General features: G+C 52.4%; 26 protein-coding genes. 16 read left to right on the plus strand and 10 right to left on the minus strand.

Annotation, left to right across the window (positions count from 1 at the left end; genetic code table 11):
* Positions 1-12 precede the first annotated feature (12 nt).
* A complete protein-coding gene (locus C7K08_RS07905) occupies positions 13-249 on the plus strand; it encodes a chlorophyll a/b-binding protein (protein ID WP_106500094.1) in 237 nt (78 codons plus the stop codon).
* Here C7K08_RS07905 and C7K08_RS07910 read toward each other — a convergent pair.
* On the minus strand, positions 232-996 hold the full coding sequence (locus C7K08_RS07910) for a GAF domain-containing protein (RefSeq protein ID WP_106500095.1): 765 nt from the start codon (positions 994-996) through the stop codon (positions 232-234). The genes C7K08_RS07905 and C7K08_RS07910 overlap by 18 nt on opposite strands.
* 104 nt (positions 997-1,100) lie before the next feature.
* Entirely contained in the window at positions 1,101-1,772 is a 672-nt protein-coding gene (gene hisIE, locus C7K08_RS07915; RefSeq protein ID WP_106500096.1) for a bifunctional phosphoribosyl-AMP cyclohydrolase/phosphoribosyl-ATP diphosphatase HisIE, read from the minus strand.
* 50 nt (positions 1,773-1,822) lie between these two features.
* On the opposite strand from hisIE, the gene C7K08_RS07920 reads away from it, so the two are divergent.
* The 7 genes from C7K08_RS07920 (at position 1,823) to C7K08_RS07945 (ending at position 7,437) form a co-directional block, all read left to right on the plus strand.
* Positions 1,823-2,278: a 6-carboxytetrahydropterin synthase gene (locus C7K08_RS07920; protein WP_106500097.1), complete on the plus strand. Its 456-nt coding sequence runs from the start codon at positions 1,823-1,825 to the stop codon at positions 2,276-2,278.
* Positions 2,279-2,318: 40 nt separating this feature from the next.
* Positions 2,319-2,705: a Fur family transcriptional regulator gene (locus C7K08_RS07925; RefSeq protein ID WP_106500098.1), complete on the plus strand. Its 387-nt coding sequence runs from the start codon at positions 2,319-2,321 to the stop codon at positions 2,703-2,705.
* A gap of 42 nt (positions 2,706-2,747) precedes the next feature.
* Complete coding sequence (locus C7K08_RS07930) at positions 2,748-3,518, plus strand: CobW family GTP-binding protein (protein WP_106500099.1); 771 nt, start codon at positions 2,748-2,750, stop codon at positions 3,516-3,518.
* Entirely contained in the window at positions 3,496-4,647 is a 1,152-nt protein-coding gene (locus C7K08_RS07935; RefSeq protein ID WP_106500100.1) for a chloride channel protein, read from the plus strand. The genes C7K08_RS07930 and C7K08_RS07935 overlap by 23 nt, the downstream gene beginning before the upstream one ends.
* A 33-nt stretch (positions 4,648-4,680) precedes the next feature.
* Positions 4,681-4,818 (plus strand): hypothetical protein, encoded by a 138-nt coding sequence (locus tag C7K08_RS15980; RefSeq protein ID WP_162842895.1) that lies wholly within the window; start codon positions 4,681-4,683, stop codon positions 4,816-4,818.
* Between the two features lie 79 nt (positions 4,819-4,897).
* A complete protein-coding gene (locus C7K08_RS07940) occupies positions 4,898-5,905 on the plus strand; it encodes an extracellular solute-binding protein (RefSeq protein ID WP_241537144.1) in 1,008 nt (335 codons plus the stop codon).
* Entirely contained in the window at positions 5,896-7,437 is a 1,542-nt protein-coding gene (locus tag C7K08_RS07945; protein WP_241537145.1) for an ABC transporter permease, read from the plus strand. Before C7K08_RS07940 ends, C7K08_RS07945 begins: the two co-directional genes overlap by 10 nt.
* On the opposite strand, the gene C7K08_RS07950 is transcribed toward C7K08_RS07945, so the two are convergent.
* The 5 genes from C7K08_RS07950 to C7K08_RS07970 are packed head-to-tail and all read right to left on the minus strand — an operon-like array spanning position 7,364 to position 11,572.
* Positions 7,364-8,446 (minus strand): ABC transporter ATP-binding protein, encoded by a 1,083-nt coding sequence (locus C7K08_RS07950; RefSeq protein WP_341272147.1) that lies wholly within the window; start codon positions 8,444-8,446, stop codon positions 7,364-7,366. The genes C7K08_RS07945 and C7K08_RS07950 overlap by 74 nt on opposite strands.
* The gene (locus tag C7K08_RS07955; RefSeq protein WP_106500102.1) at positions 8,421-8,861 is read right to left on the minus strand and encodes a Fur family transcriptional regulator; all 441 of its coding nucleotides are present in this window, start codon (positions 8,859-8,861) and stop codon (positions 8,421-8,423) included. Before C7K08_RS07955 ends, C7K08_RS07950 begins: the two co-directional genes overlap by 26 nt.
* 31 nt (positions 8,862-8,892) lie before the next feature.
* Entirely contained in the window at positions 8,893-9,789 is an 897-nt protein-coding gene (locus C7K08_RS07960; RefSeq protein WP_106500103.1) for a lysylphosphatidylglycerol synthase domain-containing protein, read from the minus strand.
* On the minus strand, positions 9,786-10,961 hold the full coding sequence (larC, locus tag C7K08_RS07965; RefSeq protein WP_106500104.1) for a nickel pincer cofactor biosynthesis protein LarC: 1,176 nt from the start codon (positions 10,959-10,961) through the stop codon (positions 9,786-9,788). Before larC ends, C7K08_RS07960 begins: the two co-directional genes overlap by 4 nt.
* Positions 10,961-11,572: a hypothetical protein gene (locus C7K08_RS07970; RefSeq protein ID WP_106500121.1), complete on the minus strand. Its 612-nt coding sequence runs from the start codon at positions 11,570-11,572 to the stop codon at positions 10,961-10,963. The genes larC and C7K08_RS07970 overlap by 1 nt, the downstream gene beginning before the upstream one ends.
* A gap of 98 nt (positions 11,573-11,670) precedes the next feature.
* Between C7K08_RS07970 and C7K08_RS07975 the strand changes: the two genes are divergently transcribed.
* Positions 11,671-12,474 carry a tetratricopeptide repeat protein gene (locus C7K08_RS07975; protein ID WP_106500105.1) on the plus strand — a complete coding sequence of 268 codons (804 nt, stop codon included), beginning with the start codon at positions 11,671-11,673 and terminating at the stop codon, positions 12,472-12,474.
* Here C7K08_RS07975 and C7K08_RS07980 read toward each other — a convergent pair.
* Positions 12,420-12,731 carry a hypothetical protein gene (locus tag C7K08_RS07980; RefSeq protein ID WP_106500106.1) on the minus strand — a complete coding sequence of 104 codons (312 nt, stop codon included), beginning with the start codon at positions 12,729-12,731 and terminating at the stop codon, positions 12,420-12,422. The two genes, C7K08_RS07975 and C7K08_RS07980, sit on opposite strands and share 55 nt — an antisense overlap.
* 41 nt (positions 12,732-12,772) lie before the next feature.
* Between C7K08_RS07980 and xth the strand changes: the two genes are divergently transcribed.
* Positions 12,773-13,591, plus strand: coding sequence for an exodeoxyribonuclease III (xth, locus tag C7K08_RS07985; protein ID WP_106500107.1), 819 nt, complete (start codon positions 12,773-12,775; stop codon positions 13,589-13,591).
* Here the strand turns inward: xth and C7K08_RS07990 are convergent.
* Positions 13,588-15,057: an FAD-linked oxidase C-terminal domain-containing protein gene (locus tag C7K08_RS07990; RefSeq protein WP_106500108.1), complete on the minus strand. Its 1,470-nt coding sequence runs from the start codon at positions 15,055-15,057 to the stop codon at positions 13,588-13,590. The genes xth and C7K08_RS07990 overlap by 4 nt on opposite strands.
* Before the next feature lie 120 nt (positions 15,058-15,177).
* Between C7K08_RS07990 and hemL the strand changes: the two genes are divergently transcribed.
* From hemL to C7K08_RS08020, 6 genes are read left to right on the plus strand one after another with little or no spacing between them, the layout of a single operon-like run.
* Complete coding sequence (gene hemL, locus C7K08_RS07995) at positions 15,178-16,464, plus strand: glutamate-1-semialdehyde 2,1-aminomutase (RefSeq protein WP_106500122.1); 1,287 nt, start codon at positions 15,178-15,180, stop codon at positions 16,462-16,464.
* Positions 16,430-17,620: an ABC transporter substrate-binding protein gene (locus C7K08_RS08000; protein WP_106500123.1), complete on the plus strand. Its 1,191-nt coding sequence runs from the start codon at positions 16,430-16,432 to the stop codon at positions 17,618-17,620. The genes hemL and C7K08_RS08000 overlap by 35 nt, the downstream gene beginning before the upstream one ends.
* Before the next feature lie 9 nt (positions 17,621-17,629).
* On the plus strand, positions 17,630-18,565 hold the full coding sequence (locus tag C7K08_RS08005) for a branched-chain amino acid ABC transporter permease (RefSeq protein ID WP_106500109.1): 936 nt from the start codon (positions 17,630-17,632) through the stop codon (positions 18,563-18,565).
* Between the two features lie 7 nt (positions 18,566-18,572).
* Positions 18,573-19,424 (plus strand): branched-chain amino acid ABC transporter permease, encoded by an 852-nt coding sequence (locus C7K08_RS08010; protein ID WP_106500110.1) that lies wholly within the window; start codon positions 18,573-18,575, stop codon positions 19,422-19,424.
* Complete coding sequence (locus tag C7K08_RS08015; RefSeq protein ID WP_106500111.1) at positions 19,421-20,143, plus strand: ABC transporter ATP-binding protein; 723 nt, start codon at positions 19,421-19,423, stop codon at positions 20,141-20,143. The genes C7K08_RS08010 and C7K08_RS08015 overlap by 4 nt, the downstream gene beginning before the upstream one ends.
* Entirely contained in the window at positions 20,140-20,862 is a 723-nt protein-coding gene (locus tag C7K08_RS08020; RefSeq protein WP_106500112.1) for an ABC transporter ATP-binding protein, read from the plus strand. Before C7K08_RS08015 ends, C7K08_RS08020 begins: the two co-directional genes overlap by 4 nt.
* A 769-nt stretch (positions 20,863-21,631) precedes the next feature.
* On the opposite strand, the gene C7K08_RS08035 is transcribed toward C7K08_RS08020, so the two are convergent.
* The coding region (locus C7K08_RS08035) for a gamma-glutamyltransferase (protein WP_193464824.1) at positions 21,632-22,217 on the minus strand (586 nt) is incomplete at its 5' end.

Consider the following 22,217-nt stretch of genomic DNA (forward strand, 5'->3'; position numbering starts at 1 on the left):
CGCAAACCAGCAATGGACAACTCCGCCAGCAACAGCAAATTGTTCCAAGCCCGCGCCGAGCAGATGACCCACATGGAGCAATTGCAAAAAGTTGAGCGCTTCAATGGCCGTGCGGCCATGGTTGGCATCGTGATTGGAGTTGTTGTAGAAGGCCTCACTGGCTTTGGCATTGCCCACCAGATTGGCCTTGGCGCGTTAGTTGATGGCTACGCCGCCTGCAGAGCTCAATTTTTACCCTTCTGTTTTTGAGTTTATTTTTGAACGATAATTATTTCTAAATTTCTCTTTTTCATCCTGCTTCCAAATTTCTAAAACCTCAGGGAATTGATCTTCCATGCAGGCATCGCAAACTCCATGGCTGAAATTGAGGCTGGATCGCTTAGATAGATACTGATCTAGATATTGCCACTGTCCATCCTCATTTTTTGCTTTGCGACAGTAGGAACAGGTGGAGATAATATTGGGCGAGTGATCCAAACTACAATATGAATCTAGTAATCGCACAGCCCTAAGCCTTAGGTCTAAGAATGAAACCGCCTGCCGTGCAAGCGCTTCCATAATTTTAATTTGGGATTTGTTCAAGGATTTTGGCGTTCTATCAATAACGCAGAGAGTACCAATTCGATGATCTTGATTATTCTGGAGAGGGAAACCTCCATAAAACCTTATATTGGGTTCGCCGCAAACTAATGGATTATCGTGGAATCGTTGATCATTCAAAGCATCTTCAACAATTAAAGGCTCAAATGTGTGAATAGCATGGGCGCAAAAAGACCAATCTCTTGGTGTTTCCAACACATCAACACCAACTTTTGCCTTAAACCATTGCTTATTTTCATCCACCAAACTCATTAATGCAATTGGAGTATCACAAACCTCTGCTGCTATTAATGTTAAATCGTTATAAGACTGTTCCGGCTGGGTGCCAAGAATTCGGTATTCCTGCAGGGCGTGCAGCCGATCTGCTTCGTTGAAAGGAATGCTGGCTGCTTTCATGGCCAATTTCCCATTTGCTCTATCTCTAGGGGATCTATCTCTAGGGGAAATTTGTTCCTAACAAGAATTACTCATTCAAACTTAATCTATTTTTTGTGCAGCCTCTAATTTTCCCTCCTGGGGGCATCCCTTCGGCCCGCCAACACCTCTTGCACCTGCCGCCAGCTAACGCCGTGATGGGCTAGGGCCACCTGAAGGTGAAATAACAAATCAGCAGCTTCTGCGGCAATTTGATCTGGGGCATTGTCTTTACAAGCCATCACAAATTCAACGCTCTCTTCGCCAATTTTTTTAAGAATTCGATTATCACCACCCTCCAGCAATTTATTTGTGTAGCTGCCAGGTTCAGGATCCTTCAGCCGCCCCTGGATAACCCTTGCCAATTCCGTGCAGGCATCGACAGGCGGTGGCAGCGCCGCAGCACCGCCGGAGCTGATTTGGTTTCCAGAGCCATAAAAACAACTGCGGGCACCCGTATGGCAGGCGATGCCGCCCTGCTGTTCGATGCTGAGCAACAACACATCGGCATCGCAGTCGTAGCGAATCGCCTTGAGGTGTTGGAAATGGCCACTGCTGGAGCCTTTGTGCCACAGCTCCTGGCGGGAGCGACTCCAATAGTGCACCTGGCCGCTGGCAAGGGTTTGCGCCAAGGCCTGGCGATTCATCCAAGCAAGCATCAACACCGCCCCATCAAGCCAATCCTGGGCAATGGCAGGAATCAGGCCGTCGGGGTTAAAACGCAGCTCTTCTAGGGGTAAAGCCCAAGGAGCATTCATGGCCGCAGGGGAAACTGATTAAACAAGCTTCGCAGCGCACTGGCGCACCTATGTACACCTGCTCTAAGCAGTTCGAGGGATTCCCCTGCTGCCACCGCCAACCAAACCATCCTGGCCACTGCCATTTTGTGCATGGCTACAGCCGTAGCTTCACCTGTTGGTTTGGCTCAAAAGAACTAAACCAGCATGGCTTTGTGGTGGATTTTTCCAGCCTCAAGGCATTACGTCAGGTTTTGGATCAGCAATTTGATCACACCTTTTTGGCAAATGCCGATGATCCCCTGCTGCCGGAATGGCAGCGGCTGCACGAATTGGGCGCCTTGGATCTGCGCGTGATGGCAAATGTTGGCATGGAAGGCAGTGCCCACTGGGTGTGGGAACAAACCAATGCGCTTCTCTACGCCAGGGATGCTGGCCGCAGCTGGTGCTGGCAGGTGGAAGCTCGGGAAAACAGCAAAAATGCCGCCTATTGGCAATTGCCGCCGCCTTGGGCAAACCAGCAATAGGAATCATTTTTACTACAGTTGCTAAGAACTGGAGTGCTCCATGGTGCTGAGTTCGGCAACCAGGCAAAACCTGCTGCTTGATGTGTTGCGCAGCAGTGAGGAGGAATTAAGTGGTCAAGCCCTCCACGCCCGCATCAAAGCAGAGGGTGGTGCCATTGGCCTCGCCACCGTGTATCGCCATCTGCGCAGCCTGCAACAACAGGGGCAAGTGCGTTGCCGTCATCTGGCCAACGGAGAAGCCCTATATGCCCCTAGGGAAAGGGATGTGCACCATCTCACCTGCGTTGAATGCGGCAGCAGTTCAGCCCTAGCCCAATGCCCCGTGGAACAGCAGTCCCTATCAATACACACGCCAACGGGTTTCACACCCCTATTTCATACCCTTGAGGTATTTGGGATTTGCGCTAACTGCAAACCAGCCAGCTAAACCAAAACACTAAAAACCATCCACGCACCATCACCTAATTGAATGACCGCCACCCCAAACAAAAAACCGATTCCAGTAACCATTCTCACGGGCTTTCTCGGCGCCGGTAAAACCACACTGCTCAATCACATCCTCGCCAACCAGGAGGGAGTTAAAACCGCAGTTTTAGTTAATGAATTTGGTGAAATCGGCATTGACAATGAATTAATTATCAATAGCAGTGATAACACAGTAGAGCTAAACAATGGCTGCATTTGCTGCAGCATTAATGATGAACTGCTGCAAACGGTTTACAAGGTGCTCGATCGGCCGGATCCCATTGATTACATGGTGGTTGAAACCACTGGCCTTGCTGATCCATTGCCCGTTGCCATGACTTTTCTAGGTAGTGATTTACGTGATCTCACCCGGCTCGATTCGATAATTACGGTGGTGGATGCTGAAAATTTTGATGCTGAAGTGCTCAACACCCAAGTTGGTAGAGCCCAGGTTCTTTATGGAGATATCTTATTGCTTAACAAAACAGATCTCGTATCAGCGGAACGCCTTAAAGAGCTGGAAAACCAGCTAGCAGAAGTGAAAAAAGATGCTCGGCTGCTGCATTGTGTTAAAGGGGAGGTGCCCTTACCTTTACTGCTAAGCCGGCGTCATATTTTTCACTTAGCCGGCAAGCGCTTTTCCATAGACGACAGCGATTGGCAAGGGGAGCGCAGCAACCAAATAGTTTTGATCGGCAGAAATTTAAATCAGCCCAAATTACTTAAGCAGCTGCAAGCCTGCGAGGCACCTGATGCAGGCAAGGGTTTTAGTTAGCGTTTTTGCCAACTTTTTAACCGGGGCCATCACCGGGCTACTGGGTGGCTTAGTGATGGCATTGCTTGATTACCTCAGCCAATTGGCTTGGGGGCAACAGGTGCTACGCGGATTTCCCTCCCAAGCGCCTGTGGTATGGCAGTTTTTGCTGCCCTTAATTACTGGGCTTGCCATTGGTCTTTTGCGCCGTGCTGGTGCCCAACCCCTGCCGGAATTGCATGTAACCCTGGCCCAACTGCGGCAAACAAACGAACAGCAACAAAGCCTTGATCTCAGCTTCAGAGGCAGCCACCTTTTGCTGGGGCTGCTTGCCTTAGTGGGGGGTGGAAGCCTTGGCCCGGAGGCGATGCTGAGCCGGATGCTGGCCGAAATAAACCTCAACCTAAAACGAGTTCAACAATCAATAAGCCCAAAAATCAACTTAATCAAATCCCGCTGGAGCTGGCTGGCGGCGCTGCTAGGCGGAATCGCTGGCTTTGGCCTAACCCAAGGTTTCAACAGGTTTGGTGGTGGTGAACAGGGGGTTGCCTTTATTTGGCCGCAAAGCCCCAGCCAGGCGGGCTTGAACCTGCTGTGGGCCCTGGTACTTGGCCTGCTTGGCGGCTGCTTGGGCTTGTTGTTTTTGGGATTGCGGCAGCAACTAAGCAAGCAATGGCAACGCTTCTCGGTGTCAACCCTGAACCAGGCGCTGTTCGCAGGGCTGGTGCTGGCTTTAGTAAATATTTGGCAACCGCTTGCTTTGTTTTCTGGGGAGCAACAATTGAGCCCCCTGCTCCAAGGCGCATTGATGCAGGGGCCAGGGGCACTTTTGCTGCTTGGCCTTCTAAAAATTGGCCTTTGCGCCCTCTGCCTAGAAAGCGGCTGGGTGGGCGGCCTTTTCTTTCCTTTGATAATTGGCGCTGCAGCGATCGCTTCAGGGCTTCATCAAGCCCTAGGGATCATTCCCAACGAGGTGGCGATTAGCGCACTGGTGGCAAGCATTCAAGCTGCGATCTTGGCCCAACCACTGGTGCCCCTATTCGTAACACTGGCGGTTCTAAAGGGCCATGCCTTACCGGCGGCCCTGCTGGGCAGCTTGGTGGGATGGCAACTGGGCAAACAAGGCAAAAAAACAACAGCTCCGCCTTGATCCCACTAGGGTTTCGAAAGATGAACTTTTGTAATGATCGAACCGGCGCTGCTTGGGGCAATCGCTCTTGCCATCGGCATCATTCTCTACCTAAGGCCCAACTCAGACGACGACGACTCGGGCGGCGGCATCCTGCAACCAATCCCGGTTGCCGTGAGGCGTCGCTATTGAACATTTGTTATAGCTATTGAGAAGCACTTGCAAATAGCCCCGTTTTAGTTATAGGTTGAGATCAGTTCTCAACAAGCCTTTGGTTCGTTCGTTTGTTTGGCTTTATTTGCCTGCTTTTTTCTGCTTAGCCGCGGCCCCTGCCGGAGCTGAATCGATCGGGGTTTATTCGGGCCGTCATTACAACAGCGATAAGCAGCTCTACAAACTTTTTAGCCAACGCACCGGCATCGAAGTAAATCTGCTGGAAGCTAAAGATGATGCCCTCATACAGCGTTTACAGGCAGAGGGTTCCGGCAGCCCTGCCGATGTGCTCGTGCTCGTGGATGCAGCGCGGCTTGATCGCGCCGCTGATTTAGGCCTGTTTAAACCACTTAAATCGCCCCAGTTGCTGAGGGAAGTGCCGGTTCAATATCGCGATAGCCGCGGCCGTTGGTTTGGCCTCACCCGCAGGGTGAGGGCTGTAATCGTTAACCCAAAATTGGTTTCTCCGGCTTCAATTCGCACCTATGGCGACCTGGCCAGCCCCCAATTGAAAGGCAAGCTTTGCCTAAGGGATCGTAAAAGCGTTTACAACCAATCCCTAGTGGCAGATCAATTGGTGAGCAACGGAGCTGTTGCCACCAGCAGCTGGATTAAATCGATGCAGGCAAATCTTGCCCAGCCCGTATTCAGCTCTGACACCGCCCTAACTAGGGCTGTTGCCCAAGGGCAATGCGGAGCAGCCCTGGTGAATACCTATTACGTAGCCCGCATGCTTTCCGGAGAATCCGGGGAGGCGGATCAACGCCTAGCAAAAAATCTCAAATTGATAATGCCAAACCCAGCCCACGTGAATATCAGCGGCGCTGGTGTAACAAGCTCAGCCCGCAATCCAGAAGCAGCTCAAAAACTGATTGAATTTCTGGCTTCCCCTAGTGGCGGCAAAGGTTATGCCGAAGCCAACAACGAATATCCACTTAAAGGCTATGGCGATAACCCATGGTTGAAAAGTTTTGGCCCCTTTAAAACCAGTGGCATTTCAGCCGAAACCCTTGGTGCCAACAACAAACTTGCCGTGCAATTAATGGAAAACAACGATTGGAAATAAGGCTGCCCCCCCGTTTCAACCTGCTTGCAATCCTCAGCGGCACTGCAGCCCTCAATCTGCTGCCCCTGCTTGGTCTTTTCTTTTATTGCCTCTCAAGGCCAGGAGGCGCCTTCAGCGCCCTTGGCCGCGAAGGGTTTGAGCAACTGGGCAACACCCTGCTGCTTTTGTTGCTGGTGGCCATTGGTGTGGGCTGCCTTGGCACCGCCATCGGCTGGTTAACGGCATGTTGCAGGTTTCCGGCTAGGGGGCTGCTCACCATTGCCCAGCTGATACCGCTTGCCATCCCCGCCTACCTGGAAGCAGCAGTTATTACCGATCTGGGCAGTCGCCATGGGCTGCGCCTGCATGGAATCAGCTGGGCTGCAGCGGTGTTGATCCTCAGCACCATGCCCTACGTGGTGTTATTGAGCCGCGACAGCTTTCGTCAAAGCGGTCGCCGCCACCTGGAAGCCAGCCGCAGCCTTGGTTTAGCAGCATGGGGCAGCTTCAAACGCGTGGCCCTTCCCATGGCCTTACCAGCCATTGCCAGCGGCATTGCCCTTGCAGGCATGGAAGTGGTGAATGAATTTGGCGCCGTTGAATTACTGGGGGTACCAACCCTTTCCACTGGCCTGCTGCAGCGCTGGCAGGGGGAGGGCGACCCCCAGGGTGCCACAAGCCTTGCCCTCACTTCCCTTGCCGTGGTGGCTTTGCTGGTGGCGGCGGAACGCTGGCAAAGGCGCCTTAGTCGCCGCTGGGATCAAGCCGGCCCCGGCGATCGCTTTGAGGGCTGGCAGCTACATGGCCCTAGGGCCTGGCTTGCCTCAAGCCTTTGCCTCTTGCCGCCCCTACTGAGTGGCGGTATCCCACTGATTTGGATTTGTAGCAGTTGGGACCAGTTGCGCCAGGAAAACCTGGCTGAATTAATTGGCCTCAGCGGCCGCAGCTTGGCCCTTGGCCTTGGCGCTGCAGTGCTTGCCCTTTTTATGGCCCTGATTTTGGCCGTTGGTAGCCGTTGGTTAAAGCTGCCCTGGCTGCAGGCTTCCGTGTTTATGGCTGGCCTTGGCTATGCGGTGCCGGGGGCGGTGTTAGCCCTTGCCCTATTGCTCCTATTTGCCCCCCTTGGCGTACCACCCCTACTGCTATTGCTATGGGGATATGGCAATCGCTTTTTAGCGGTGGCAAAAGGGGGCCTGGATGCAAGTTTAGAAAGGCTGCCCCCCAGCATCGAAGAAGCGGCAGCAAGCCTCGGTAAAAACTGGCAAAGCGTTTTAACAATGGTGCACCTGCCGGTTCTGCGCAGCCCCCTGCTGCTGGCGGGTCTTTTGGTGTTTGTAGACACCGTTAAGGAGTTACCGCTCACCTTTGCCCTGCGTCCATTTAATTTCGACACCTTGGCGGTGCGGGTTTATCAATACGCCAGTGATGAAAGGCTTGGCGCTGCCCTTGCACCTGCACTTTTGATCGTTGGCTTGGGGCTTAGCTCCGCCCTAATGCTGGTGCCGCAACTGCGGGAGGAAACAACAGGGCCTTTGCCCCCGGTTGCAAACTGATTCGGCAAAAACTACCCAGCTCCAACTCCTGCTCAAGGGGCACTTTTAGGCGCAGCAATTCGCCTTGCAATTCAAATTGATAAAGCCATTCATCACCAAGAAATTCCCGGCCCACAAGCTTTGCTGAACCGTTGGCATCAAGCTGCACCGCGAGGCAGTCTTGACGCAGCAACACATCACAATCTGGTGTGGCTGGCGCGCCGGCTACACCAAAGGCAGCGCCACCATCGGCAAGGGCTTGAATGCAACTGAGGGGCAACACATTGCCCTGCAGCACAAATCTGGCCACGAATGCCGTGGCCGGTTCAGCCACCAGCTGGCGGGGGCTGGCGTATTGATGCCAACCGCCATCTTTCATGACCGCTACGCGATCGCATACGGCGAGGGCCTCCTGGGGATCATGGGTAACCATCACCGCACTAACGCCGCATTCAGCTAGCACTTGGCGCAGTTCACTGCGTAAGCGCAAACGCACTTCCACATCAAGGTTGGAGAAGGGTTCATCCAAAAGCAGTAATTGCGGCCCGGGCGCCAGGGCTCTCACTAGGGCCAACCGCTGGCGCTGGCCGCCGGACAGCTCATGGGGATAACGGCGCTTTAATTCATTGATACCCAATTGAACCAATAGCCATTCAGCCCGGCGCTGATCAGCTGCAGTGCGGCAGCCAAAACTGGCATTTTGCCAAGCATCCAGGTGGGGGAAAAGGGCATAGTCCTGAAACACCATGCCCACCCCACGCCGTTCAGGCGGCAGGCAGCGCTGGGGAGAGGAAATGAGCTGGCCGCCAAGGGAAATGCTGCCCTGAACGGGGCGTTCAAACCCAGCAATCAGGCGCAGCAGGGTGGTTTTACCGCAGCCCGAAGGGCCAAGTAAACCGATTAATTCACCAGCTTCAAGTTCAAAACTGATATCTTCCAAGGCCCATTCCCCTGGGCTGTAGTGGTGCCAGAGGTGGGTTGCTTCTAAAAGAGCCATTGCACTATCAAACCGCAGCGGCGCAGGCCCCACACAGGCCCCTCACTGTGAGCCTGGAGCTAAGCAAGCGAAAACCATGTTTGGCAGCGGCATCAGCGCCTGCTTGCAACACCTGGGCGCTATCAAATTCCTCCGTGCGGCCGCAGGCGGCGCAAACCAAATGGTGATGGTCGTGCTGTTCAGCACTTGCCAGTTCAAATCTGCGGCTGCCCTCAGGTAATTCCAATTCACGCAGAAGGGCCATGGAGGCCAGCAGGCGCAGGGTGCGATAAACGGTGGCGAGGGAAACGCGCGCATCTGCCCTGAGCAACTGCAGGTGCACGTCTTCTGCGCTGAGGTGATGGCCGGCGCCAACCCGTTCAAAAAGGTCTAGAACCCTTTGCCGCTGTGGTGTTAGGCGCTGGCCACGGCCATGTAAATCGTGGCGTAAACCCCCGGATACCGCCACAACAAAAGCTAACTTTTCTCAATACTAATTGTTATTGCGAGCGGATTGCAAGCCGTTGGTCGATTTGTGCCCCTGCTGCTGCCAATAATTCCGCTCCAACGCTGATCAAGCGATAGCTCACCAACACCGCAAGCAGTTCAGCCTCTGGAATTAAGCCCCGCAGCCGCGCTAGCAACACCAATTCGAATACACCGATCCCGCCGGGGGCGCCAGGCACCACCAAACCCACCACCCAGGCAAGGCAAAAGGCCGCTAGCCACACCCCAAGGCCAAGGCTGGAGATACTGCTGAAAGTGGCAACGCAACAGCCAAAACCAGCAAAGCGCAGCAATAGAAACGGCAGTTCCAGCAGCAGTGGTTGCCAAGGGCTACCCAGCAATGGAGCATCACTGGAGCATTCCTCGGCCGGGCCCAGCATTGCCCGCTTGCTGCGCAGCAAACGTTCCAGTAATGGGTTCAACCAGCAGGGCCGCAATAACAACAGTGCAAAGGGTGCAAGCAAACCAAGCCCCCACTGCAATCCACCCAGGGGCACCAGGCAAAGGGCAGCAATCATCATCAACAGCGGATCAAGCAACACCGCCAGGAGGGCCCGCCGCCCTGAAACAGCTTGGCTGCGCAGCCAGCGCAAACGGCCCAGTTGATGCCAAATGCCGCCAGGCAAATATTTGTACACATTGGTGCGTATAAACAGCAGCAAAACCTGGGGTAGTGGCAGGGGCACCCTCAACCATTGGAGCAAGGCCCACCAGGCGATGGCGTTTAACCATTGGGCCGCCACCGTGGCTCCAAGCCCAAAAAGCAATAGGGCCCAACCCTCTTGATCGGGAGCCAATTCCAAAACCTGGTTGCCATGGCGCCAAAGGGCAATGCCAAGCAGCAGCACACTCAGGGGACCCACCAGCCAGGAAAGGCGGATTTTTTTCATGGTTGATGGTTTGCCAAGGCAGAGCGCAATTCAGCCCAACCCAAGCCATGCTCCCTTGCCAGCCGCGCCAATTCATCCGCTTCCACCTTCACTCGCCCCTGGGCTTGCTTTGCCTGTACAGGCCCCCAAGGGCTGTTAAGCGTTATCGCTTGTCGGGGTAATACCCACCGGGATTCCAACTTTTCCCTGAGGCCAAGGCTGCTGCTGTGCTGCCACCAGATCGAGCGCAGGGATTGGGCTAGTTCCGGCGGAGCCAAGCTGGTTAAAAGCACACCTGGTCGACCCTTTTTCATTTGAATCGGGGTTGCAAAAACCTCAAGGGCCCCGGCTAAACGCAACTGCTCCTGCAAAAAAGCCAAGGCTTCGCCGTCCATATCATCGATCTGGCACTCCTGCACGAGCAACGTTTCGGTGCTGGCCTGCTCTTCTTGCTTTTGAACAGTTGGTTGCCATAGGCGCAACAGGTTGGGGCGATCCAACTGTTGCTCGCCTAATCCGATGCCCACCATGGCTGGGATATGGGCTGGGGGGGCGCAAAAGCGCTCTACCCAAACACTCAAAAGCGCCATCCCCGTTGGGGTGGTGAGTTCAGCAGCGGGAAAACCAAGGCTGCTGGCCAAGGGGATTTGGCGTTGCCTGGCGATTTCCAATACGGCCGGCACCGGCACCGGCAACACCCCATGGGCACTGCGCACATGGCCATGGCCAGCGGGTGGCGGGCTGGCGAGCAGGTGATCTATGCCGAAATGCAACAGGCCAGCGCATACGCCCACCACATCAACCAAGGCATCAATGGCGCCCACTTCATGGAAATGCACCTGGCTTGGGCTTAAGCCATGCACCCTGGCCTCCGCCTCCGCCAACAAACTAAAAACCTCAATCACCTTGAGGCGCAATGGCTCAGGCCAGGCGGCTGCTTCCAGCTGGGGCTTGAGCTCACGCCAAAGGCGATGGGGGGGTGATTGCTCAAGTAATTCAACTCTGAGCTTGGTGCCCCGCAGGCCGCCATTGCGGCCCTCAGCCACATGCAAACGAAATGCCTCGCCAAGGCCAAGGGCAGCAAGGGGTGCTAACACCACCTCTTGCCCTAAACCCTGGTCGAACAGGGCGGCCAGCAGCATGTCCCCCGCCACACCGGTGGGGGCATCCAAATAGGCCCAATGGGCGGCCATTAGCGGCGGGGGCGCTTTTTAGCTGCGCCACCGCGACGATCACTGCGTTGCGGCATCGGAGCAATTACTTCCCAGTGTTCAATTTGAAGTAATTCCCCCTGTAAGCGCACGCGTAGATCAAGGAAATGGCGCAGATGTTCAAGGGGAATATTGCCCTTGAGTTGCAGCTTGAACGGTTGGGGGCGGCTGCCATCAGCGCGGGGTAATTGGCGGATTTTGATTACCAAATCACCGGTTTCAGGCTTGGTATAGATCAATTCGCCCCGCACGGAAAAGAATCCATCCCCCTCCGGCAGGGAATCAGCCAGATCCTCCCCATCACTGGCCAGGGTGCTTGGTTCCCACACACCCACCACCTGCAGATGCAATTTTTGATCATCTCTGCTGCGGGGATAAACCACCCAGAGGTGTTCCTGCTCCAAATTGAGGTGTCGCTTCACCAAGCTCAACACCCGCCCCAGCAACACCGCATCGATGGCGCTGCCATCGGCAGTGGTGAGGTTGCCGCGGGTGAGCACATCAGTGCTGGCGGGGCAATAGGTACCCCTAACGATTCCGATCGCCCGGAACTGCAGCGGTTCATTAACCGGAGGAATCGGGTGCTGACGCATCAGAAAGGCAGAACCGGGCTGAACCACATTGAAATCTAGCGATCCCCCTGACAGCGCTCGCCTTAAACGGTTTACTAGATAAAAATCAGGCGCATCCCTTGCTTAATAAACCCATTGCAGCAGTGGCAGCCATTGGCCTTGCTGGCTTGGGCGGTTGGTGGCTCGGCCACACCAGCAAGCAAATCGAAGCAGCTGAAACTCCCCAAACGGCCTTTAAACAACGCCGCGCGCCCCTAGAGGCAAAGCTAAAGGGCGGCACTGCTAGTGATGCAGAGCAACTGCAGCTGCTCAAATTACGCCTAGCCCTTGGCGATAAAAGCGGTGCCCTTGGCCTACTTGAAACCCTTAGCGACCAAAGGCCAGAAAATTGGCAGTTGCGCTTGATGTTGGCTGATCTCCGCAGGCAGCAGCAGGATCAAAGCGGTGCGGAAAGGGAAATCCGCCAGGTGCTGAATGTGAAACCACTGCAGCCAGAGGCCTGGCAGCAATTGAGCCAACTGCAGTTGAACCAAGGCAAGGGGGCCCAGCTGGAGGCGCAACTAAAAAGCAGCGCGGTGATAGCAAAAACAAAACCAGAGGGCCTGCCCCTTGGGCTATTGCTTGCTGATGTGCAGCAAAGGCGTCAGCAAAGTAAAAGTGCCGAAAACACCTACCGCGATCTGATCGGTCGCTATCCGGAGGATCCACGGCCCCTATTGGCTTTAGCCCTGCAAAAACAGGAGGCGGGCGAAGGGGAAGCAGCTGTTGCCTTAATTAGGGAGGCGCGTCAACGGGTGCCGGAAAAATCACGGCCCGTTTTAGATCAAGTAGCCGCCAGTTGGATGGTTAAAAGCGTGCGCCAGCAGGCTCAAGGCCCCACTGGCCGCGCCTTGGCCGCTGGGGCCGTTGGTTTATCTAATTGACGCAGGGCTTCATCCACAGCATCACTGGGGGAGGTGGCGCTATCCATCGAGCTGGAATTGCGCAAACGGTTCATCAACTCCATTGGATTAGTTACATCCAGAAGTGAGTTACTCGGTTTTGTGGTGCCGTAGTTGTAGAGATTTTGCTCTTGGATGCTTTCATTTTTGGGATTTGCATGGCCGGCGCCCGATGCAATCAGGCCCAAGAGGGCTGCAGGCAGGACAACACGCAACAGGTTTGTAGCTTGATTAGGCATGGATCAGCTATTAAGTGCAACAAGTTTAAAGGCCACTTTCGGTGCGGATCGCCACTTGGAACGTGAATTCAATTCGCAGCCGGCAGGAACATCTGCTGCGCTGGCTTGCAGCGGCCCAACCTGATGTGTTGGGGCTGCAGGAAACCAAGGTGGAGGATGGCCTTTTTCCGCAGGCAGCAATTGAAGCGGCCGGTTATGAAACAGCCATCAGCGGCCAAAAGAGTTATAACGGCGTGGCCCTTTTAAGCCGGCTTCCATTGGAAGACGTGCGCATTGGTTTTGCTGCTCTGCTGCCGGGTGATCAAGAAGCAGAGCAATTAGGCGAGCAGAAACGGGTAATTAGCGCCTCCGTTGAAGGGGTTCGAATACTCAACCTATATGTGCCGAATGGCTCTGATTTAAAATCAGATAAATACAACTATAAATTAGCCTGGCTGAATTGTTTAAACCGTTATCTAACGGTGCAGAGGCAACAGGGGGAACCCCTTTGCATGATGGGTGATTTCAACATTGCCCTAGAAGATATCGATCTTGCTAACCCCAGCCGCCACAATGGCGGAATCATGGCATCAGCGCCTGAACGGCAAGCCCTAAGGGCATGTATTGGCACTGATTTAGAAGATGCCTTTCGCCTATTTGAAACTGAAGCTGGCCATTGGAGCTGGTGGGATTACCGCTCGGGGGCCTGGGATCGCGATCAGGGCTGGCGAATTGATCACATATATATCAGTGAGGAATTACAACAGCTGGCCATGGGTTGCATGATCCATAAAAGCGAAAGGGGTGAACTTAAACCAAGCGACCACGCCCCTGTAAGCATTGATATTGGTGATGGCGCAGAGGAGGAAGATAACTTCTAGATAACCACCACCTCAGGCGGTAGCTCCAAATGCTGGGAGCGCCTATGGGCTTCAGCGCAGCCCACTGGCGTGGGAAATAATTTACCTGGATTAGCCCGCTGCTCGGGGTCGAACGCTTTACGCACTAATTGCATTGTTTCAAGATCGGCGGCATCAAACATCCAATCAAGAAAACAACGCTTATCACTGCCAACTCCATGTTCACCACTGATGCTGCCACCCACATCAACGCAAAGCCGCAGGATAGCTGCCCCTAAAGCTTTCACTCGATCCTTCACACCTAGTTCTGCGCCGTTGTAGAGAATCAATGGATGCAGGTTGCCATCACCGGCATGGAACACATTCGCCACAGGCAATTGATGCTTCTGGCTGAGTTGATCAATGGCAGCAAGCACCATCGGCAGGCTGCTGCGGGGCACTACACCATCTTGAAGGTAGTAATTGGGATATAAACGACCCAGAGCTGAAATTGCACTTTTACGACCAAGCCAGAGGCGAGCGCGATCTTCAGCAGAGGTTGCTTTTTGCACCTGGCGGGCGCCGGCTTGGCGGCAGAGCCCATCACACAATTGCATCGCAATCTCCACCTCAGGGCCACTGCCATCGAGTTCGATTAATAAAGCTGCCGCTGCATCAACCGGATATAGCTCTTGATCGAGCATTGAATCCACGGCGCGAATCGTGAAGTTGTCCATGATTTCCATGCCCGCCGGCAACAGGCCAGCGGCCGTAACGGCACGCACCGCTTCCCCTGCTGCTTCCATCGAGCCGAAATCAGCCAATAAAACAGCCACCGCTTCCGGCTGGCGCAGGATGCGCAGGGTGATTGAGGTGGCAATGCCGAGGGTGCCCTCACTGCCGATAAAAACACCGCGCAAATCAAGCCCTGGCATTTCCGCTAAGGGGCCGCCCAGGGTGGTGATAGTGCCATCGGGTAGCACCACCTCCAGCTCCAACACATGGTTGCTGGTAACGCCGTATTTGAGGCAATGCACCCCGCCTGAATTTTCTGCCACATTGCCGCCCACGCTGCAGGCCACTTGGCTGGAGGGATCAGGGGCGAAATAAAAACCATCACCACTCACAGCCCGTGTTACCCAGCTATTGATCACACCCGGTTGCACGGTGATGCGTTGATTAGCGAGATCAACTGAAAGCACCTGGCGCATGCGGCTGGTGATCACAAGCAAGGCCGGTTGTTCAACTAAGGCACCACCAGACAAACCAGTGCCACTGCCCCGTGCCACAAACGGAACGCCAAGCTGCTGGCATAACTTCAAGATGGCGGCCACATCAGCGGTGCTTTCAGGCAACACCGCAAGGGGTGGTTGATGGCGTTCCATCGTGAGGCCATCGCAGTTGTAGCTGAGAAGCTCCTGCGCTTTGCTCACAACTGCTTTTGCAGGTAAAAATGCACGTAATTGCTGCTCTAGGGCTCGCCAATCAATGGCAGTGGCTGCACCCACGATTTTTACAAATACACAATCTCAGCCTATAAGGCGCAAAGCTGGGGCGTTTTAGGCGAGGATAGTTGCTTGTGATCTAGCCAGATACCTGGCCCCCAAGCTTTGGTAACAGCTTCAGCCCTGAACACAAGCCGCTCAGAAGCATTGTTTGCAGCGGCCCAAAAGCTGATGCCGGGCGGTGTGAATTCGCCGGTGCGAGCTTTTAAATCGGTGGGGGGCCAACCGATTCTGTTTGATCGGGTGGAAGGCGCCTATGCCTGGGATGTGGATGGCAACCGCTATATCGATTACATCGGCAGCTGGGGACCGGCCATCTGCGGCCATGCCCATCCGGAGGTAATTGAAGCCCTGCATCAAGCCCTAGCCAAAGGCACCAGTTTTGGCGCCCCCTGCGCCCTGGAAAACCAGCTGGCCCAGATGGTTATCGATGCGGTGCCAAGCGTTGAGATGGTGCGCTTTGTAAATAGCGGCACTGAGGCCTGCATGGCGGTGTTGCGGCTGATGCGTGCCTACACGGGCCGCGACAAATTGATCAAATTTGAAGGTTGTTACCACGGCCACGCCGACATGTTTTTGGTGAAGGCCGGTTCAGGGGTTGCAACCCTGGGTTTGCCTGATTCCCCTGGGGTGCCAAGTAGCACCACTGCAAATACGCTCACTGCTCCCTACAACGATTTAGAAGCAGTAAAGGAGTTATTTGCTGCTAATCCAGATTCAATCGCTGGGGTGATCCTTGAGCCTGTGGTTGGTAATGCCGGTTTTATTCCACCGGATTTTGGTTTTCTTGAAGGGCTAAGGGAACTCACCAATGAATATGGCGCCCTGCTGGTATTTGATGAAGTGATGACTGGTTTCCGCATTGCCTATGGCGGTGCCCAAGCCAAATTTGGTGTTACACCAGATCTCACCACCATGGGCAAGGTGATTGGTGGTGGCTTACCGGTGGGTGCCTATGGCGGCCGCGCTGAAATCATGGCGATGGTGGCGCCGGCTGGGCCGATGTATCAAGCCGGAACCCTGAGCGGTAATCCACTGGCGATGACGGCCGGCATCAAAACCCTTGAACTGTTAAAACAACCCGGTTGCTACGAACAATTGGAAGCCCGCACAAAACGGCTTTCAAATGGCATTCAAGCAGCCGCCCAGGCAGCAGGTTTACCCATATGTGGCAGCAGCATCAGTGCAATGTTTGGCTTCTTTCTATGTGAAGGCCCGGTGCGTAATTTTGAAGAAGCAAAATCAGCAGACACAACCAGATTTGCAAAATTACATCGAGCGATGTTGGAGCGTGGGGTGTATCTTGCACCAAGTGCATTTGAAGCAGGTTTTACTTCCCTTGCCCACTCAGAGGCTGATATCGATGCCACAATTGATGCCTTCCGTGAAAGTTTTGCGATTATTGCCTAAATGGCTATTGCTGCTGGGGCTACTGGCTAGCTGTAGCAGCACAAATAGCAACGCACCGGTAAACCTAAAAGCTGGTTTACCGGTGGGGGCTATTTTATCTCTCACTGGTAATGCCAATGTTTATGGGCAAGACCAACGGATTGGCCTCGAGCTAGCCCAGGCAGCATTTAAACCAGGCAGCAGCATCCCTTTAAACCTAAGCATCGAAGATGGCGGCAGTGATGAAGCAGGTGCAATAAATGCCTTTAATTTATTGATTAATCGCGGCAGCGCGGCACTTATTGGTCCCACCCTTTCGCAACAAGCCTTTGCCGCTAGCCCAATCGCGCAACGGCGTGGTGTGCCAGTGGTTGCACCTTCAAATACAGCAACTGGTATACCGGAACTTGGTAATTTCATCAGCCGTGTATCAGCCCAAAGTTTAGTAATTGCACCGCTATCAATCGCTAAAGCATTGCAGCTAAATCCTGCCATCAAACGGGTAGCTGTATTTTATGCAAATGATGATGCCTACAGCACCTCGGAAACAGCAATCTTTCAAAAGGCAATTAAAGCTAAGGCGCTCAACACAGTTACAGTGCAACGTACGCAGCTAAATGATCAAGATTTCCTCAATCAGATCACCTCGGCATTAAGGGCGAAACCAGATATGGTTGTGTTGTCTTTGCAGGCAGTAGATGGTGGTAATTTAATTCGTCAATTGCGGGAACTGGGCTTTAAAGGCACGATCGTTGTAGGTAATGGTATGAATACGCCTAATATTTATCCAATTTGCCAAAAAAACTGTGATGGCATCTTGATCGCTCAGGCCTATAGCCCAGAGCTGCAAACTGATGCCAATCGCTCTTTTGTGGCCCGCTTTAAGGCGCAACAAGCTGGTGCGGTGCCACCGCAATTAACAGCCCAAGCCTATGCTGCCTACCAGGTAATTGCAGAAGCAACAGAAAGGCAAAACAAACGCCAACCATTAGAAGCCAAACCCCTACGTGAGGTGCGTATTTTGCTAAATGAAGAAATTCTTAGGGGTACTTACAACACCCCCTTAGGTAAAATCAGCTTTAGCCCTGAAGGAGAAGTAATACAAGAGAGTTTCTTTGTTGCTCAAGTGCGCATGAACCCCGATGGACGCAGCGGTAAATTTACCCTGTTGCCCTAAATAAGTGCCATGGATGGTTTATTACAGCTCTTAATCAATGGCATATCAATTGGTGCAACCTATGCCCTCTTTGCCCTTGGCTACACGCTTGTATTTTCAGTACTTGGGGTGATTAACTTCGCCCATGGCGCCGTATTCACATGCGGTGCCTATTTCACATACCTATTACTTGGCGGTGCTGTTGGCAGCAATGGCATGTTGGCTGGCATGCATTTCCCCCTAGCCTTACCACTCTTAGTTGCATTACCGCTGGCTGGCATTGGAGCTGCAGCTATGGGCCTTCTAGTGGAAGCCGTTGCTTTTAAACCCCTGCGCCGCAGGGGTGCTGAACCACTGCTCTATCTAATAACCAGCCTTGGGGCAGGTGTTATTTTAGTGAATTTAATTCAGCTCTTAATGGGTGCTGAAGCCTACGCCTTACCTGGAAACCTACTGGGTAGATGGCCAGCAGTATTAGCACTTGGCCATGGTGTTCAAATTCGTACGGTGCAACTACTGCTTTTAATAGTTGCAGGTATAGCAATGCTTATTTTGAGCCTATGGCTTAATCGCAGCAGCTATGGCAAGGCACTTCAAGCAGTAGCAGAAGACGGCACCACAGCACGGCTACTTGGGATTAATAGCGGCGCAATAATTCAATTAGCATTTGCTATCGCTAGTTTTTTAGCAGGTATTTCCGGCGGCCTAGTAGCCCTCAGTGTAAATATTGGCGGCCCCTATTTCGGCATCGGTTATGGCCTTAAGGGGCTTGGAGTGCTCGTGCTAGGAGGCCTTGGCAGCGCGCCTGGTGCAGTGCTTGGTGGTTTAATCATTGGCATTGCCGAAGCCCTTGTGCCCGCAAAACTATCTGCTTATAAAGATGCAGTTGCCTTTGCTTTTTTATTTTTAATGTTGATCTTGCGCCCCCAAGGCCTCCTTGGTAAGCCGCCAATGGAAAAGGTTTAATCACACAATGATTGATATTTCCCTATTTGTGTTGATGCTGCTTGGCGCCCTGCTTGCCCTGGCTGTATACCTACCCCTGCGGGCTGGTCAACTATCCCTTGCCACTCCAGGTTTTTATACAATTGGTGGCACAGTTGCAGCATTGCTATCTACCCAATTACCAGGTTTAGGTGGAAGCGATGCTGTTTATCCATTAACTTCACTACTATTAGAAATGATTGTTGCCATAGCTGTAGCTGGGCTACTAGCATTTTTGATTGGCAAACCAGTTCTTAAATTAAGGGGTATTTATTTAGCAATTGCTACCATTGCCTTGGTAGAAATATTGAGGGTTGTATTACTTAGCAGCCCCTGGTTTGGAGCAGCAGTTGGCATCTTTGCTATTCCCCAGCCATTTGAAGGGCCTGAGGGATATCTAATCGCCTATGGCCTATTACTGGCAATAGTTGCATGGGCATGCGCCCGGCTCGAGCGCCAACCCCTGGGCATGGCAATGGCAGCAATTCGTGATGATGAATTAGCAGCTCGCTGCATGGGCGTAAGCACTGATCAAGTTAAATTAATTGCTTTCGTATTGAGTGCCATAGTGGCAGCTGCAGCCGGCGTATTAGCAGCCCATTATTTCAATAGTTGGAATGCACGCCAGGCAAACTTTGATGCCAGCATCACAACACTAGCCTTTGTAGTGTTAGGTGGTAGCCGCACCTGGCTAGGGCCTGTGATTGGCGGTTTAGTGTTAACGGCACTGCCGGAATTACTAAGGCCAATCGGTGATCTACGCCTCATCGTTTTTGGCCTGGTTATCCTTCTGGGGCCCATATTTATCCCCCAGGGATTAATAAAATCTAAACAATCATGAGTGCACCAACATCCACAAATAATTTATTAGAAATAGAGCAACTAAGCGTTTGCTTTGGTGGCCTGCAGGCATTAGATAGGGTTAATTTAAGCATTAATGAAGGTGAAATTCTTGGTTTAATTGGCCCAAATGGTGCAGGTAAAACCACCCTATTTAATGTAATAACAGGCCTCACAGCCCCAAGCCATGGGAAATTGCGTTGGCAAGGTAATTCGCTAGCTGGCAAGAAACCAGAACAGATTTGCAGGCTAGGTTTAGCACGAACTTTTCAAAACCTACGCCTCTTTCGTGAATTAAGTTGTATCAATAACCTGCAAGTTGCCATGGGCAGCAACAACCGTCGCGCCGCCCTAGAACTCTTAGCATTGGTGCAATTGCAAGAAAAAGCTGATGCTGCAGCTGCTTCCTTAGCCTATGGCGATCAAAGGAAACTTGAATTTGCTCGGGCCTTAGCAACAAAGCCAAAGTTGTTGCTGCTTGATGAAGCAGCAGCCGGCATGAATCCAATTGAAAAGCAGGATTTACAAGCGCTCGTGCAGCGGGTGCGTTGCCAATTCAAAATAACAATTTTAATTATTGAACACCATGTGCCATTAATGATGCAGTTATGTGATCGATTGGCGGTGCTTAATTTCGGCCGTTGCATCGCCCTCGGTAGCCCCGAACAGGTGCGCCGTGATCCCCTGGTGATTGAGGCCTATCTAGGCAGCCAACGATGACAGCTACTCCCTTACTAGAGCTTAAACAACTTGGGGTGCGCTACGGCAACATTTGGGCTGTGCGGCAATTAAATCTTTCGATTGCAAGCGGTGAATGCGTAGCCCTCTTGGGCTCTAATGGTGCAGGTAAAAGCAGCACCCTAAGGGCAATATCTAGGTTGTTGCCGGCAGCAGAAGGCCAAATACTCTGGGCTAATAAATGCTTATCATCCTTTAGAACAGAATCAACAGTGCGGCTAGGCATCAGCCACTGCCCAGAGGGTAGGCGTGTGTTAGCAAAGCAAACGGTATTAGCCAACCTAGAGCTGGGTGCATGGCTGAGGCGAAATAAAAAAGCGATTAAAATAGATTTAGATTATTGCTATCAATTATTTCCACGCTTAGCTGAAAGGCGCCTGCAATTGGCGGGTAGCCTCAGTGGTGGTGAGCAGCAGATGTTGGCGATTGCAAGGGCATTAATGGCAAAACCAAACCTATTGCTATTGGATGAACCAAGCCTAGGTTTAGCGCCCCTTTTAGTTGATGAATTGATGCAGTGCCTAGCTAAATTAAATAAAGATGGTTTAACAATGCTGCTTGTTGAACAAAATGTATATGCAGCCCTTGCAATTGCCCAGCGTGGTTATGTGCTTGAAGCCGGTGAATTGGTGCTGGAGGGCACAGCTCAGGAGCTGCGGAAAAACAGCAACCTAAGGAGGTCCTATCTTGGCGATGAGTGATGAATATGCTTAGCAGAAGATCTTTATTTGGCTTAGCCGGTAGTGGCCAGATTTAAGGCTTGGCCTGTTTAGCGATATCAATAGTAGCTATGGGTCTACAAACTATTTAGATACAGTAGAAGCAGGAATTAAATTTATCCTTGCAAGTAAACCAGATCAAGTGATCTGCGCTGGTGACATGATTGCAGGCCAAAAATGCTGATCGAGCTGCAGCAAATCGTTTTTAGCAGCCAAGAAAGCATCAACTAGGCCTTAATTAAATAATATTTTTGGTTGGTTTGGGATGCATCCAGTGCCAGATATCAAACCAGCAACAAAATTGGGCCCGTGAGCAACTCGCAAGCTCAAGCGCAAGAAAGGCAAAGATACGGATTGCCCTAGAACATTTACCCCTAAGGGGTGTTAGCCGCGGCCGCGATCAACCAGGCGAGGTTCTAGATCAAGCAAACAAACTCCAGCAAATCCTTGAGATTGGTGGCGTACATGCTTATGTAAGTTGGATTTAATTCAGCTAGGGGCAACAGGTAGTGGCCCGCTTCAATTAATTGTAGACACAAACCCCCCGCGCCAAAGCATCACCCTGTTAGACGTATTTTGGCAACAACGGGAAATATCAGAAACCAGCTATAGCTTTCCCGGTGGCAAAGAAATTAATTGGGATGAGTTACCCATCAATTTACCATCACATAATGGTCCACTATTACACCGAATATCAAAGCGTAGTTCAATACTTCATTAAATTATATTTTGAAAACAAAATAAATACTTCCTAAGGTCGCTCTGGCAGCGCCGCCCCCTCAGATCTGCGCGGATCTGCAACACCAAGGCTGCCACCCCCAGGTATTAATTCCACACTATTGGCAGAACCCATCGCCGCTGTTTGCAACAACTTATGGCCTTTGGCTTCTAACAATCTTTGTGTATCAGGGCTGATGCCTTCCTCCATACTTAATTGATCAGGCCAAAGCTGGCTATGCACCCGTGGAACCAACACTGCACTTGCTAAATTCAAGCCATGCAGAATCCTGTTTAATATCACCTGCAACACCGTAGTAATAATCCGGCTACCGCCGGGGCTGCCGGTTGCAAGCCATGGTTCGCCATTGCTATTAAGTACAATTGTTGGTGTCATTGAACTCAATGGCCGTCTACCTGGCGCAATGGCATTGCGTTCCCCTTGTACTAATCCATAGGCATTAGCAACACCGGGCTTGGCGCTGAAATCATCCATCTCATTATTTAGTAAGAAGCCTGCCCCTGGTACTGCAATGCCATTGCCATAGGCAAAATTAAGCGTGGTGGTTAATGCCACCAAGGAACCATGGCGATCAGCTACCGATAGATGGGTTGTGTTA

Origin of the sequence: Synechococcus lacustris str. Tous (assembly GCF_003011125.1) — a bacterium.
In the GTDB taxonomy this organism is placed as follows: domain Bacteria; phylum Cyanobacteriota; class Cyanobacteriia; order PCC-6307; family Cyanobiaceae; genus Synechococcus_D; species Synechococcus_D lacustris.

What these genes read in the sequence shown, in the direction of transcription:
- C7K08_RS07925 (WP_106500098.1), top strand. Translation starts at nt 2,319, where the DNA reads ATGGTGCTGAGTTCGGCAACCAGGCAAAACCTGCTGCTTGATGTGTTG.
- C7K08_RS07935 (WP_106500100.1), top strand. Translation starts at nt 3,496, where the DNA reads ATGCAGGCAAGGGTTTTAGTTAGCGTTTTTGCCAACTTTTTAACCGGG.
- C7K08_RS08015 (WP_106500111.1), top strand. Translation starts at nt 19,421, where the DNA reads ATGAGTGCACCAACATCCACAAATAATTTATTAGAAATAGAGCAACTA.
- C7K08_RS07980 (WP_106500106.1), bottom strand. Translation starts at nt 12,731, where the DNA reads ATGCCTAATCAAGCTACAAACCTGTTGCGTGTTGTCCTGCCTGCAGCC.
- C7K08_RS07930 (WP_106500099.1), top strand. Translation starts at nt 2,748, where the DNA reads ATGACCGCCACCCCAAACAAAAAACCGATTCCAGTAACCATTCTCACG.
- C7K08_RS08000 (WP_106500123.1), top strand. Translation starts at nt 16,430, where the DNA reads ATGCCTTCCGTGAAAGTTTTGCGATTATTGCCTAAATGGCTATTGCTG.
- C7K08_RS07970 (WP_106500121.1), bottom strand. Translation starts at nt 11,572, where the DNA reads ATGCGTCAGCACCCGATTCCTCCGGTTAATGAACCGCTGCAGTTCCGG.
- C7K08_RS07910 (WP_106500095.1), bottom strand. Translation starts at nt 996, where the DNA reads ATGAAAGCAGCCAGCATTCCTTTCAACGAAGCAGATCGGCTGCACGCC.
- C7K08_RS07960 (WP_106500103.1), bottom strand. Translation starts at nt 9,789, where the DNA reads ATGAAAAAAATCCGCCTTTCCTGGCTGGTGGGTCCCCTGAGTGTGCTG.
- hisIE (WP_106500096.1), bottom strand. Translation starts at nt 1,772, where the DNA reads ATGAATGCTCCTTGGGCTTTACCCCTAGAAGAGCTGCGTTTTAACCCC.
- larC (WP_106500104.1), bottom strand. Translation starts at nt 10,961, where the DNA reads ATGGCCGCCCATTGGGCCTATTTGGATGCCCCCACCGGTGTGGCGGGG.
- C7K08_RS08005 (WP_106500109.1), top strand. Translation starts at nt 17,630, where the DNA reads ATGGATGGTTTATTACAGCTCTTAATCAATGGCATATCAATTGGTGCA.
- C7K08_RS08010 (WP_106500110.1), top strand. Translation starts at nt 18,573, where the DNA reads ATGATTGATATTTCCCTATTTGTGTTGATGCTGCTTGGCGCCCTGCTT.
- C7K08_RS15980 (WP_162842895.1), top strand. Translation starts at nt 4,681, where the DNA reads ATGATCGAACCGGCGCTGCTTGGGGCAATCGCTCTTGCCATCGGCATC.
- C7K08_RS08020 (WP_106500112.1), top strand. Translation starts at nt 20,140, where the DNA reads ATGACAGCTACTCCCTTACTAGAGCTTAAACAACTTGGGGTGCGCTAC.
- C7K08_RS07905 (WP_106500094.1), top strand. Translation starts at nt 13, where the DNA reads ATGGACAACTCCGCCAGCAACAGCAAATTGTTCCAAGCCCGCGCCGAG.
- C7K08_RS07920 (WP_106500097.1), top strand. Translation starts at nt 1,823, where the DNA reads ATGTACACCTGCTCTAAGCAGTTCGAGGGATTCCCCTGCTGCCACCGC.